6 protein-coding genes and 1 pseudogene are annotated in these 14,310 nt (G+C 51.2%); all 7 read left to right on the forward strand.

The genetic code is table 11. The features are described 5' to 3' along the window. The first annotated feature begins 11 nt into the window (after positions 1-11). On the forward strand, positions 12-1,922 hold the full coding sequence (locus RDO88_RS06465; RefSeq protein ID WP_307758596.1) for a RagB/SusD family nutrient uptake outer membrane protein: 1,911 nt from the start codon (positions 12-14) through the stop codon (positions 1,920-1,922). Positions 1,923-2,183: 261 nt separating this feature from the next. Then, the gene (locus RDO88_RS06470) at positions 2,184-3,365 is read left to right on the forward strand and encodes a glycoside hydrolase family 88 protein (protein WP_374043909.1); all 1,182 of its coding nucleotides are present in this window, start codon (positions 2,184-2,186) and stop codon (positions 3,363-3,365) included. A gap of 261 nt (positions 3,366-3,626) precedes the next feature. Then, a complete protein-coding gene (locus tag RDO88_RS06475) occupies positions 3,627-5,897 on the forward strand; it encodes an alpha-N-acetylglucosaminidase TIM-barrel domain-containing protein (protein ID WP_307758598.1) in 2,271 nt (756 codons plus the stop codon). A 55-nt stretch (positions 5,898-5,952) separates the two neighbouring features. Continuing rightward, positions 5,953-7,437 carry a sulfatase-like hydrolase/transferase gene (locus tag RDO88_RS06480; RefSeq protein WP_307758622.1) on the forward strand — a complete coding sequence of 495 codons (1,485 nt, stop codon included), beginning with the start codon at positions 5,953-5,955 and terminating at the stop codon, positions 7,435-7,437. A 22-nt stretch (positions 7,438-7,459) separates the two neighbouring features. After that, positions 7,460-10,114, forward strand: coding sequence for a sugar-binding domain-containing protein (locus RDO88_RS06485; RefSeq protein WP_307758599.1), 2,655 nt, complete (start codon positions 7,460-7,462; stop codon positions 10,112-10,114). A 38-nt stretch (positions 10,115-10,152) separates the two neighbouring features. Continuing rightward, on the forward strand, positions 10,153-13,521 hold the full coding sequence (locus tag RDO88_RS06490) for a glycoside hydrolase family 2 TIM barrel-domain containing protein (protein ID WP_307758600.1): 3,369 nt from the start codon (positions 10,153-10,155) through the stop codon (positions 13,519-13,521). A 135-nt stretch (positions 13,522-13,656) separates the two neighbouring features. Continuing rightward, positions 13,657-14,274 (forward strand): annotated as a pseudogene (locus RDO88_RS06495) (DUF6250 domain-containing protein); the annotation flags it as partial. Positions 14,275-14,310 lie beyond the last annotated feature (36 nt).

Consider the following 14,310-nt stretch of genomic DNA (forward strand, 5'->3'; position numbering starts at 1 on the left):
TAATAATGAAGATGAAAAAGATATTGAATATATTGTCAGTTGCTACTTTGTTGAGTACAGTAACTGCTTGTACAAGTATTTTGGATACGGCACCTTATGATAAATTATCCAGTGAAACGATGTGGACCACTGAATCGAGTGTCGATCAGGGTGTGATTGGTGTATATTATTCTTTGCAACGTCCTTTTCATGGGCAGAATATTATTGGAGCAGATGCAATGATTGGGTATTACGGTTGGGATGCTTTTGGTATGACCGGTCAGGGAGAGTATGGCATGCAGAATTTGTTTACCAAATCTGTGAACCCTAGTAATGGTTTCTTTTTAAAGACCTGGCAATGGCTGTATGATGGTGTTCATCGTGCCAATGCTGCTATAGCTGGTATTCCGAATGCTCCTATCAATGAAGAGAAAAAAGCCCGTTTGATAGCTGAGTGTAAAGTTTTGCGCGCCTTTTTCTATGACCGTTTGAATATTCTTTTTGGAAATAGTGGGGTAGGTGTACCTTTGTATACAGAACCAGTTGATCCAGATCAGTGTAATAAGTCTCAGAGTTCTGAGGCTGAAGTTTGGAATCAAGTGATTCGTGATTTAACTGATGCTATTAATGAACCGGCTCTTCCTAATAATCAGATTGGCGGGGAAGGCCGTGTGAGTAAAGGGGCTGCTTATGCTTTGCGTGGAAAGGCCTATCTGCTGACCAAACAATATGATTTGGCCTCCAAGGATTTTGAGCAGGTTGGAAAATGTGGATACAAACTTTTCCAGGGTGGATATAAAGAATTGTTTAAAGAAGCCAATGAACGCTGTGAGGAGATGATTTTGAGTGTACAGTATATAGAGGAACCTAAGGGTTATGGTACGGCTATTCAAAAGTATTGTGGTGCTTTTACACAAGGTTCGCAAGATTCCCGTGGCTGTTGGACGGATTTGCAAGTAACTCCTGCTTTGGTAAATCTTTATGAGTCGATAGAGACTGATGGTTCTGTGAAAGATTTTGCATGGGAGGACTATTTGGCAGACTGGAAGAAAGTGACCGATATGGAAGCTGCAGAAGGACACACGAAGTATCGTAAGGTCTTCTTTATCCGTGACAAACAATTGAATGGAAAGGAAATACATCATACCGTTACGAAGGCTGTAGACGATGTCTTAGCAATATTGCCTGAGGAAATTCAGGCTATCTATTTGCCGGAAGGAAATGAAGCCCGTTTGAAAGCTGCCTATGCTCATCGTGATCCCCGTTTGGCCTATAATGTTGTGACACCTTATGCCAATTACTTGGGAGTTAATAGTAATTCGACAGCTGAGGGATGGTATACTTATCGTTGGCCGATATATAAAAAGGCTTATTTTGACCAATCAGATGCAGAACCGATTGCGAATCCTGACCTTCCTGAAGATTATTATACATCCGGCAGTTGTAATGCACAGGCTGAATTTAAATATATTCATCGGAAATTTATCGGTGAAGGTTTGGAATATCTGCGTCGTGAAAACAATCCAGTGGACGAACCGATTATCCGTTATGCCGATGTTCTGTTGATGTGGGCCGAGGCTTTGGTTGAATTGAATGACCTACCTGGTGCAATGGCTAAGGTAAAGGAGGTACGTGACCGTGCCGGTATTTCTACACCCTCTTCTAAATTTACAGATCAGGTAACTGCCCGTAACTATGTACGTGACGAACGTCGTCGTGAATTTGTAAACGAGGGGGTTAACTTCTTTGATGAAATGCGTTGGCGTACATTGAAAGAAACCAAATTTGATCAGAAAGTCGCACAGCATGCTTGGGGCGGAACAGAAAGTACGGGTGGTACAACCTATGACTGGATTGGTGACCAATGGTACACTTGGCCTGTTCCAAAGAGTGAAATCGAGTTGAATCCTGACATGAAACCGACTCCGGGTTGGGAATATTAATGTAGCGATTCCTTTAGAAACATTATAATAAATCAGCTGTTGAACTTCTAATTCTAATCTAAAAAGTTAAAAACACCACTTTGCTGATAGGCTTTTTGATTTGTTTTTAGCTTTTATTGGGATTGGGAAAGTCAACAGCTGATTTTGTTTTATAGACTTTTGTTAGAGTTTTGAAGTATGACGTTTTTGTGTGCTAATGTTTTAGAAAAATACGTGAATAAGGCGTATTGGTTATGTGTGGTGTCTTTGCTTGGTTTTTCTTTGAACAGCTGTGGTAATAAGGCTGATGCGGAATGGGTCACCACTGCTTTCAATCGTGCCGAGCAGCAATTGTCGGCTCAGTTGAAGGTTGTGCCTGAACCTACAGCTTATCCCCGTACTATCGGGAAGAATGGAAAACTGAAGGCGACTCCTATGAACGATTGGACCGAGGGTTTCTATCCCGGATGTCTGTGGTATCTTTATGAGTATACGCAGAAAGAAGAATGGAAAAATGCGGCTATCAAATGGACGGAACCATTGGAGCCTTTGAAGAAATTGACAAATCATCACGATATTGGATTCCTGATGTACTGTAGTTTTGGCAATGCTTACCGACTGACCGGGAATGAGGCTTATAAGGATATTCTGGTAGAGTCGGCCCGTTCGCTGTGTACGCGCTTCAACGAGAAAATCGGTTGCATCGAATCATGGAACTACAGAAAGGCCTGGAATGGTAAGGATGAATGGTTCTTTCCGGTTATCATCGACAACATGATGAACCTGGAGTTGTTGTATTTTGCTTCGAAGGTAACGGGTGATACAATCTTTGCACATGTAGCCAACACGCATGCGGAAACAACGGCCCGTAACCAGTTCCGAGAGGATTATAGTAATTATCATGTGGTGGATTATGATGAAGCGACCGGACAGGTACTTCATAAGGCTACTTGCCAAGGATTCTCGGACAATTCGGCTTGGGCACGTGGTCAGGCATGGGCCATTTATGGTTATACGATGGCCTATCGTGAGACGAAACGTCAGGATTTCCTGGATATGGCTGTCCACACTGCTGAATTTTGGTTGAACCATCCCAATCTGCCGGAAGACGGTGTTCCTTATTGGGATTTCAATGCCGGACAAGAAGGATATGTGCCCGATTGGAATTATGATCCCCAGCAGTTCAAAGTTGTTCCTCGGGATGCGTCGGCTGCGGCCATTGCTGCTTCCGCTTTCCTGGAACTGGCAGATTATGTCTCCGATGGAGAAAAATATGCCAAGGCTGCGGAACATATCCTGAAGTCATTGTCGTCTCCTGAATATCTGGCTGAAGCGGGTACCAACTGTAATTTCATCTTAAAGCATTGTGTGGGAAGTATTCCTCATGGCAGTGAGATAGATGTTCCTTTGGTATATGCCGATTACTATTATCTGGAGGCTTTATTGAGATACATGAGAAAATAAACTCTAAATTTATACGAGGTTGCTTCAAAATGAAAAAATAAGAAAGTTTTGTCATTCTGAGTAAAGCGAAGAATCTGGAAAGCTGTTATTGTGTATCGAGATCCTTCTCTTCGTTCAGGATGACATTACATTCAGATAAGACTTTTTCATTCAGGGGCGGCCTCGTTTTATATTCTTGTCCAATAAGTTTTTTCGAATAGATACTTCGGATGAAAAAAAGAAGTATATTTGCTTTCAAATTACATTATTTCTAATATCATTATGATGCGTTATGTCGTTTTTTGGCTGTTTCTGCTGCCATTTTTATTGTTTTCTTCCTGTAAACAGGAACCTGAAATAGAAGCTGCCTATGCTTTGATCGAGCGTGTAACTCCCGGTTATGGTGACCAGTACCAGCTGGAACTGATTCCTGCGGCCGGTGAAGAGGATGTGTACGAAATAGAGGCTGTAGAGGGAAAAGTCGTGCTACGCGGCAACAATACCGTATCCCTGGCCACGGCTTTCAACCAATACCTGAAATATTGTTGCAATGCCCACGTATCCTGGTTCGGCAACCAGCTGGACCTACCCGCTCAGCTCCCCCTGCCGGAGAAAAAGATACGCAACACCATCAATGGCAAGTACCGTGTGTACATGAACTACTGTACGCTGAGCTATTCGGCCGCCTACTGGGATTGGGAACGTTGGGAGAAGGAACTGGACTATATGGCCATGAACTCCATCAACACGCCTCTCTCGACGGTGGGGCTGGAAGCCGTCTGGTACAATACGCTGCTGCAGTTCAAGTTCACCGATGAGGAAGCCCGCCGTTTCCTGGCCGGCCCCGGGCATGCGGCCTGGCAGTGGATGCAGAACCTGCAGAGCTACGGCGGTCCGTTGCCCAAGTCATGGATTGAAAAGCATGTCGTGCTGGGCAAGAAAATTATCGATCGCCAGCGTGAACTGGGCATGACGCCTATCCAGCAGGGTTTCTCGGGATATGTGCCCCGCGAGATGAAGGATAAGTTTCCCGAAGCGCAGATCCGTCTGCAGCCTTCGTGGTGCGGTTTCACCGGTGCCGCCCAGCTGGACCCCACAGATTCGCTGTTCACGAAATTCGGACGGGTGTTTCTCGAAGAGGAAAAGAAACTGTTCGGTACGTATGGCCTGTATGCGGCCGATCCCTTCCATGAGAGCCGTCCGCCTGTCGATACGCCCGAATACCTGCATGCGGTGGGTGAGAATATCTACAACCTGTTCAACGACTTTGATCCCCAGTCCAAATGGATGATGCAGGCCTGGAGTCTCCGCGAACCGATTGTGAAGGCTGTTCCGCAGGAGCGGCTGGTCATTCTGGACCTGAACGGAAGCAAGCATAAGGCCAACGGTTTCTGGGGTTATCCTTTCGTGGCAGGCAATCTGCACAATTTCGGCGGCCGCATCAACCTGCACGGTGACTTGCGTCTGCTGGCCTCCAACCAGTATGAGACAGCGAAGCAGAAATATCCGAACGCCTGCGGTTCGGGCCTGTTTATGGAAGCCATCGAGCAGAACCCCGTCTATTACGACCTGGCTTTCGAAATGCCTCTCCATCACGACAGCGTCGACATTGAACAATGGTTGTCGGCATATGCGGAACGCTGCTATGGCGCGAAGTCCGAATCTGCTGAAAAGGCCTGGCGATATCTGCTGGAAGGTCCGTACCGGAAAGGTACCAACGGGACGGAACGCAGTTCCATCATCGCGGCCCGTCCTGCCCTGAATGTGAAGAAGTCCGGTCCGAATGCCGGATTGGGTATCCCTTATTCCCCGCTGCTGCTGTTCAAGGCCGAGGGACTGCTTTTGAAGGATGCCGACCGCCTACAGGGTTCCGTGCCCTATCGGTTCGACATTGTGGATGTACAGCGCCAGCTGATGTCCAACCTGGGACAGGCCATCCACAAACAGGCTGCCGAGTCCTTCAGGAAGAAGGATCTGGAAGCCTTCCGTCTGCATTCCGGCCGTTTCCTGGAGATGCTGCGCGATGTGGATGCGCTGCTCCGTACGCGCCGTGAGTTCAATTTCGATCGCTGGCTTTCCGAAGCCCGTTCTTGGGGCGATACGGAGGCCGAGAAGAATCTGCTGGAGAAGGATGCCACTTCGCTGGTCACCATCTGGGGTGGCGAGAACGACCGTCCGCTGATTTTCGACTATTCGTGGCGCGAATGGACGGGCCTGATTGAAGGCTATTACCTGAAACGCTGGGAGATGTTCTATTCCATGCTGGAAGATTGTCTGGAGAAAGGCGAGGAGTACAGTGAAGAGGGGCTGCGTCTGACACACGGCCGCGAAGCCTTCGATGCCAATGACTTCTACCGCAAGTTGGGTGAATGGGAAGTGAAGTTTGTGAACACTCCCGGCAAGGAACGTACACCGATGGTCTGCGGCGATGAAGTGGAGATGGCCAAGGCCATGTACCAAAAGTATTCCGCACTGGCCGCCGAATATTATGCGGACGAAGTAGGAGCGGACAAGATTGTGGAAGGCAATATTTTTGAGAATTTGGGAGAGTAGTTTCCTTTATTAATCAAATCTGATTATGAACCATAAAAGTATTTCATTGACAGGAATGACTTGTTTCTTCGGGCCTTTCTTGGCAACTGCACAGCAGACGGCCAAGCCGAATGTAGTAGTTATCATGGCCGACGACATCGGTTACGGTGACTTGAGTTGTTACGGAGAAAAGACCATCCATACCCCCAATGTGGAGAAGTTGGCCGACGGAGGCGTGATGTTTACCGATGCCCATTCAGTGGCTGCCACCAGTACGCCCTCGCGTTATTCTTTCCTGACCGGGCATTATGCCTGGCGGCGTTCGGATACGGGTGTCGCCCCGGGTGATGCGGGTATGATTATCCGTCCGGAGCAATATACCGTGGCCGACCTGTTCAAGGAGGCCGGTTATGCGACGGCAGCCGTAGGCAAGTGGCATTTGGGTATGGGCGACAAGACCGGAGAACAGGACTGGAACCGGCTGATAGAACCGGGCTTGAAGGATATCGGTTTCGACTATTCGTATATAATGGCCGCTACGGGCGACCGTGTTCCCTGCGTATGGGTGGAGAATGGCAGGGTGGTCAATGCCGACCCCAATGATCCCATTTATGTCAGCTACAAGAAACCTTTCCCCGGCGAGCCTTTGGGCAAGACCCATCCGGAACTGCTGACGGTGATGAAGCCGAGCCCCAATCATGGGCACGACCAGGCCATTGTCAACGGAATTTCCCGTATCGGTTACATGAAAGGGGGCAAGAAGGCGCTGTGGAAGGATCAGGACATTAACGACAGCATTGTGGCCCATGGCATTGCTTTCATGGAGCAGCACAAGGATGAGCCTTTCTTCCTGTATCTGGCCACTAATGATGCCCATGTACCTCGCGTGCCGCATCCGCGTTTTGCAGGTAAGAGTGGCATGGGGCCGCGTGGGGACGCCTTGATCGAGTTCGACTGGACGGTAGGCCAGGTGGTGGCTACACTGGAACGCTTGGGCATACGCGAAAATACCCTGATTATCCTGACGAGCGACAATGGTCCGGTGGTGGACGACGGCTACCAGGACCGTGCGGTGGAATTGCTGGGCGAACATCGGCCTTGGGGACCTTTCAGAGGGGGAAAGTACAGTAACTTTGAGGCCGGTACCCGTATACCTTTCATCGTGAACTATCCGGGCAAGGTAAAGAAGGGTGTGTCAAAGGCCCTGGTTTCGCAGATTGATTTTCTGGGGACGATGGCCGAATTCCTGCAGACCAGTCTGACGAAGGAACAGATGAAAGACAGCAATGGCCAACTGGATGCCTGGTATGGCAAGGACCGCAAGGGCCGTGACTATGTGATTGAATATGCCGGAGCCTTATCTGTTTCCGACGGCGAATGGAAATACATCTATCCCAACCGTAAGAGCGCCTACAATAAACTGACGAATACGGAGTTGGGTAATGCGGCGGCCGAGCAGTTGTACCATCTGAAGAAAGATAAGGGTGAACAGATTAACAGAGCCGAGCAGAATCCTGATAAGATAAAGGAACTGAAGGCTTACCTGGAGGCTATACGTTGAACAATAGGTTGAGTGTTTTATTATGAAAAAACTGATTCTTTTTATTATATGTGTGCTGATGGGAATCCACGGATATGCCGACATGGCCCGTTTCTCGACAGCCGGTTTTTATGAATTGCCGAATACCGGGCGTGAGGTCTATTCCTTGAATCAGGCCTGGCGGTTCTGGAAAGGTGAAGCGGAAGGAACGCCATACGCTGTGGACTATGACGATACGGACTGGGAGGTCGTTTCGGTGCCTCACGGTTTGGAATATCTGCCGGTGGAGGCCAGCGGTTGTGCCAATTATCAGGGTGTGGCCTGGTACCGGAAACATTTCACCCCAGCCGACAGCCTGAAAGGCAAGCAGCTGTTTGTGCACTTTGAAGGCATTATGGGCAAAAGCGAGGTGTATGTGAACGGCAGTCTGGTAAAAAAACATTATGGTGGCTATCTGCCTGTTATCGTGGATGTAAGCACGCTGTTGAAGTTCGGCGAAGAGAATGTGATAGCCGTGAAAGCCGACAACAGTGATGACCCTACCTATCCGGTCGGCAAGGAGCAGAGCATGCTCGACTTCACTTATTTCGGAGGTATATACAGGGACTGCTGGCTGGTAGCTCATAATGATGTGTTCATCACGAATGCCAATTATGAGAACGAGGTGGCCGGAGGCGGTCTGTTTGTGTCGTACGACAAGGTATCCGAAGCGCAGGCCACTGTCAACCTGAAGGCCCATGTACGCAATGCGTCGGGAAAGAACTGCCGCGTGACGGTCTGCTTCGCACTGAAAACTTCAGAGGGAAAGGTTGTGAAGGAGACCGAGAAGAAACTGTCGTTGAAGAACGGAAAGGCCGCTCATACGACCGCTTCTATGGTGGTAGATTCTCCATCGTTGTGGTCTCCGGAGTCGCCTTACCTGTATCACCTGGATATACTGGTCAAGGATGCTTCGGGACGTGTGATAGACGGATACCGCCAGCGTATCGGTATCCGCAGCATTGAATTCAAGAAAACGGAAGGCCTGTGGTTGAATGGAAAACCGTACAAGGGCAAGATTATGGGTACCAACCGCCATCAGGACTTTGCCGTGCTGGGCAATGCACTGCCCAACTCGCTGCAGTGGAGGGATGCCAAGAAACTGCGTGACGCGGGCCTGAAGGTTATCCGTACCCATTATGTTATCGATCCTGCTTTTATGGATGCCTGTGACGAACTGGGTCTGTTTGCTTTGGTCGAAGTACCGGGATGGCAGTTCTGGAACAAGGAACCGATTTTTGCCGAGCGTCTTTATTCAGATATACGCAACATGATACGCATCCATCGCAACCATGCTTCGCTGTTCTTCTGGGAACCGATTCTCAACGAAACCCATTATCCCGAAACGTTTGCCAAAAGGGCGTTGGAGATTTGTGGCGAAGAGTATCCTTATCCTTATAGCATAGCCGCCTGCGACCACGGAGCGGCCGGTGACCAGTATTACGACCTGCTGTTGCGTCCCATCGAGTCCAAGCTTCGCAGTGACAAGACTTATTTTATCCGTGAGTGGGGCGACAACGTGGACGACTGGAATGCCCAGAACTCCGACAGCCGTGTGGCCCGCGGATGGGGTGAAGTGCCGATGCTGCTCCAGGCCGAACATTATGCGAATCCGTCCTATCAGAAGGATTTCCCCATTTTGTGCTACGAGACCATCTGTCAGAAACCTACCCAGATTGTGGGAGCCTGTTTCTGGCATTCGTTCGACCATCAGCGCGGATACCATGCCGATCCCTTCTACGGGGGTATCATGGATGCCTTCCGCCAGCCCAAGACTTCTTATTACATGTTCATGTCGCAGCGTGAACCGGTGAAGAGTGACCTGCAGGCCGATAACGGACCGATGGTCTATATCGCCCACGAGCTGACACCTTTCTCGCCGGAGGACATTACGGTCTACTCCAACTGCGACGAGGTGCGGCTCACGGTGTTCAAGGGCGGAAAGACTTATACTTATAAGAAAGATCCCAACCATCAGGGCATGCCTTCACCGATTATCAAGTTTGCGGATGCTTTCCACTTCATGGAGTGGAAGGCGAAAGCCCGTGCCGGCAAGCAGAACGAGGCTTATCTGCTGGCCGAGGGACTGATGGACGGCAAGGTAGTGGCTACGCACAAACGTTATCCTGCGGGGCAGACCGACCATATCCGGCTGCGCCTGGACGACGAAGGAATGCGGATGGAAGCCGACGGATCGGATGTTGTGACCGTGATAGCCGAAGTGGTGGACAAGCGTGGAACGGTGAAGCGCCTGAACAACTCCATCATCCGCTTTACGGTAGAAGGCGAAGGTCGTCTGCTGGGCGGTGACGTGGCTTGTGTGAATCCGATGCCGGTGGTATGGGGTTCGGCTCCGGCCTTGATACAGGCTACTGGCCGTGCCGGAAAGATCAAGGTGACAGCTGCACTGGAAGTTCCGGGCGAAGCACGTCCGTTGGAAGGTACGCTGGAGTTTGAAAGTATACCCACCGACCTCCGTCAGATTGCGGATGAGACAGAAATGGCCGAGGTGGGCAAGTTGAAACAGACGGATGACCGGAAAACATCTGCCAGCGAACTGGAGAAAGAGAATGCGCGTCTGCGGAAGGAACTGAACCAGCTCAAGGTAAAGGAGGTGGAGAAACAACAGACCCAGTTCGGAGTAGGAATCAATGATTGATCATATTGATAATGTTGAATGAAATAAAGAATAGTAACATGAGAAACAAGATGTTTGCATGCGTTGTCGGCTGCGGCTTGGCTTTGGCTTCGGCAGAAAGCTTTGCGGCGCAGCAGGAACAACCGAAAGTGCCTTATTGGCAGGACCTTCAGACGGTATCTGTCAATCGGGAGGCGCCCCGAACGTCGTTCATGACCTATGACGACCGCGAGGCCGCCCTGAGTGGTAAATACGAGAACAGCCGTTTCTACCGGCTGCTGAACGGAACGTGGAAGTTCCTGTACTCCGATTCCCATCGCAGGCTGCCTGCCGATGTGACTTCGGCTTCAGCAGACCTGGCAGGGTGGTGTGACATTCAGGTGCCGGGCAATTGGGAAGTACAGGGACACGGCGTGGCCATCTATACCAACCAGTGGTTCGAGTTCAAGGCCAGTGACCCTCAGCCCCCGTTGTTGCCTGACGATATTCCGGTGGGTGTCTACCGACGCGAGATAGATATACCGGCCGAGTGGTTACAGACAAGGGATGTCTACCTACATCTGGCCGGAGCCAAGTCGGGTGTCTATGTCTATATCAACGGACAGGAAGTGGGGTATAACGAAGATTCCAAGAATCCGGCCGAATTCCTGATCAATTCTTATGTAAAGCCGGGCAAGAACAGCCTGGTGCTGAAAATCTTCCGTTGGAGCACGGGTTCGTATCTGGAGTGTCAGGACTTCTGGCGTCTGAGCGGTATCGAACGCGATGTCTTCCTCTATGCACAGCCTAAGGTGGCTGTCAAGGATTTCCGGGTTATATCGACCCTGGACGACACTTACAAGGACGGTATCTTCCGCCTGGCAGTGGACATGAGAAACCGGGCAGCCGGACAGAAATCTGTAAAGGTGGGTTACGAGCTGCTCGATGCCGAAGGCCGTTCGGTGGCAAATGCGGTTCAGGAGTGCAGCCTGCCTGCCGGTGGTGTACAGACTGTGGACTTCAGCACAACGCTGGCCGGTGTGAAGACATGGACTGCGGAGCACCCCAACCTATACAAACTGCTGATGACGGTCGAGGAAGACGGAAAGGTGACCGAAATCGTTCCCTTCCACGTTGGGTTCCGTCGCATCGAAATCAAGCAGATTGACCAGCTGGCCAAGAACGGAAAGCCCTATACCGTGCTGCTCATCAATGGACAGCCGTTGAAACTCAAGGGAGTGAACATCCACGAGCACAACGAGGCTACGGGACACTACGTACCCGAGGAGCTGATGCGGAAAGACTTCGAGCTGATGAAGCGTCACAACATCAACACGGTGCGCCTGAGCCACTATCCGCAGGACCGCCGTTTCTATGAACTGTGCGACGAATACGGCCTGTATGTATATGATGAGGCCAACATCGAGTCGCACGGCATGTTCTACGACTTGCGCAAGGGGGGAACGCTGGGCAACAACCCCGAATGGCTGAAGCCCCATTTCTACCGTACGGAGAACATGTATGAGCGCAACAAGAACTATCCTTCCGTAACCTTCTGGTCACTGGGTAATGAAGCCGGTAACGGATATAACTTCTACCAGACTTACCTGTGGGTGAAGGAACGGGAGAAAGACCTGATGAACCGTCCCGTGAACTACGAACGTGCCCAGTGGGAGTGGAACTCCGACATGTACGTGCCCCAGTATCCCAGTGCCGAATGGCTGGGCTATATCGGTGCGAATGGTTCGGACCGTCCGGTCGTTCCGTCGGAATATTCGCATGCGATGGGCAACTCCAACGGTAACCTGTGGGACCAGTGGAAGGAAATCTACAAGTATCCCAACTTGCAGGGCGGATATATCTGGGACTGGGTGGACCAGGGTATTCTGGAGACAGATGCGGCCGGCCGTCCCTATTGGGCCTACGGAGGTGACTATGGTGTGGATATGCCGAGCGACGGTAACTTCTGCTGTAACGGTCTGGTAGCTCCCGACCGCACACCGCATCCGGCCATGGCTGAAGTGAAATACGCCCATCAGAACGTGGCTTTCGAGGCAGTGGATGCCGCAGCAGGCAAATTCCGTGTGCTGAACCGTTTCTATTTCACGGATCTGAAAGACTACGACATTCTGTACGAAGTGCAGGTCAATGGAGAGACCCGCAAGAAAGGCCGTCTGAACATGGCCCTGGCACCGCAGCAGTCTGCCGAATTCACCGTTCCGGTATCGGGCTTCCGCCTCAAGGCAGGGACGGAATGCTTCGTGCGATTCGGTGTGGTGACACGCCTGGCCGAGCCGTTGGTTCCCAAAGGCTATGAAGTGGCCTGCGAGCAGTTCCGCTTGTCGGCCGCACAGCCCGAACTGGCCTACAAGGCATCGGGACCGAAGCTGACAGACAGCCGCGAGGGCGACCGCATTGTGATTTCTTCGTCCAAAGTGCGTTTTGTGTTCGATGCGGCAGCGGGCAAGGTGACCTCCTATTGCGTGGACGGCATGGAATATGTGTCCGACGGATTCGGTATCCAGCCCAACTTCTGGCGTGCGCCCAATGACAACGATTATGGAAACAGCAACCCCAAGCGTCTGCAGATATGGAAGCAGGCCAGTCATGACTTCCGCATCAGTTCGGCTGATGTGAAGAAAGACGGTGACACCCGCATCCTGAGCGTGGTCTATGACCTGCCTACCCGAAACGAATACTTTGTGAACTACCGCATCTATCCGGACGGCGTGGTCAACGTGTCGTTGAAGTTCACTCCTACCAACGCTGCTGCTGTGAAGACCGAAGTGCTGGAAGACACCAATCTGGCAACCTATACACCGGGCAAGAAAAAGGCAGACGGCAGTCAGCTCGAACTGCCCCGTCTGGGTGTACGTTTCCGGATGCCGGCCTCGCTGCATCAGGTAGAATACTTCGGCCGTGGTCCTGAAGAAAACTACATCGACCGCAATGCCGGTTCCATGATTGGCCGCTATACGACGACTGCCGAAGACATGTACGTCCGCTACGTACGTCCGCAGGAGAACGGCCACCGTACCGATACGCGTTGGGTGGCCTTCTCAGACGGCAAGCGGAAAGGCCTGCTGGTAGTGGCAGACAGCACCATCGGTTTCAATGCCTTGCGCAATACGGTGGAAGACTTCGACAGCGAAGAATCTTCGCATCCTTACCAGTGGCGCAACCGCTCTCCGCAGGAGATTGCCAATAAGAATGAAGCCGAAGCCCGCAACGTCATGCGCCGCCAGACCCACGTGAACGACATTGTTCCGCGCGATTTCGTGGAAGTCTGCCTGGACATGAAGCAGCAAGGTGTGGCCGGATACGACAGTTGGGGAGCCAAGGTACAGCCGGGCTACACCATTCCTGCCAACCGCCTTTACACCTGGGGCTTTACACTGGTTCCCGTCAAGGGCGGAAACTACGACAAGGCTTTGCAGTATAAGTATTGAGAAAGAATGTAGGTGATATTCGAAGCCGGCAGCCGGATACGGACGAAGGTACGTATCGCTGCCGGCTTTGGTTTATTTATGAAAAAACGAAATTCCATGAACAGATTGAGACTTTTAGGACTGTGGATGCTTCTGATGCCTTTGTTGGCCGTAGCATCGGAACTGGATGCCGGAAAATGGGTGGCCGAAGACGCCTCCGGGAAATTCCGGATGACAGCCATAGACGGTGTGACGGAAATTGTCGCCCCCGACGGCCTGACGCTTTGGTATGACGAGCGTCTGACGGGCAACTATGAAATAAGCTACCGCATACAGGTGGTAATGGATGGCGGACGGTACGACCGCCTGAGTGACATGAACTGTTTCTGGGGAGCCGCAGATCCGGAGCATCCCGACGATATCTATGCGCGTGGAAAGTGGCGTGCGGGTGTCTTCAAGAATTACAATACGCTGAACCTTTTCTACGTCGGTTATGGCGGCAATCACAACAGCACGACCCGCTTCCGCGTATACCACGGTGAATACTACGGACAGGGAGACGACCGGGTGAAGCCTTTGCTCAAGGAGTATACGGACGAGCCGCATCTGCTCAGCCCCAACCGCTGGTACGAGGTGGTGATTACGGTAGCAGATGGGCGCACCACCTATGCCGTTGACGGCGAAGTGCTTTTCAGCCATCCTCTGGAGAAAGGGCAGGCCGACGGCTATTTTGCCCTCCGTCTGCTGGAGAACCGTGTGCGTGTCAGTGACTTTACAGTCAGGAAAGCCGAGGCCCAGTTTGCCTTCACC

It is taken from the genome of uncultured Mediterranea sp. (genome assembly GCF_902493215.1).
Lineage (GTDB): Bacteria > Bacteroidota > Bacteroidia > Bacteroidales > Bacteroidaceae > Bacteroides.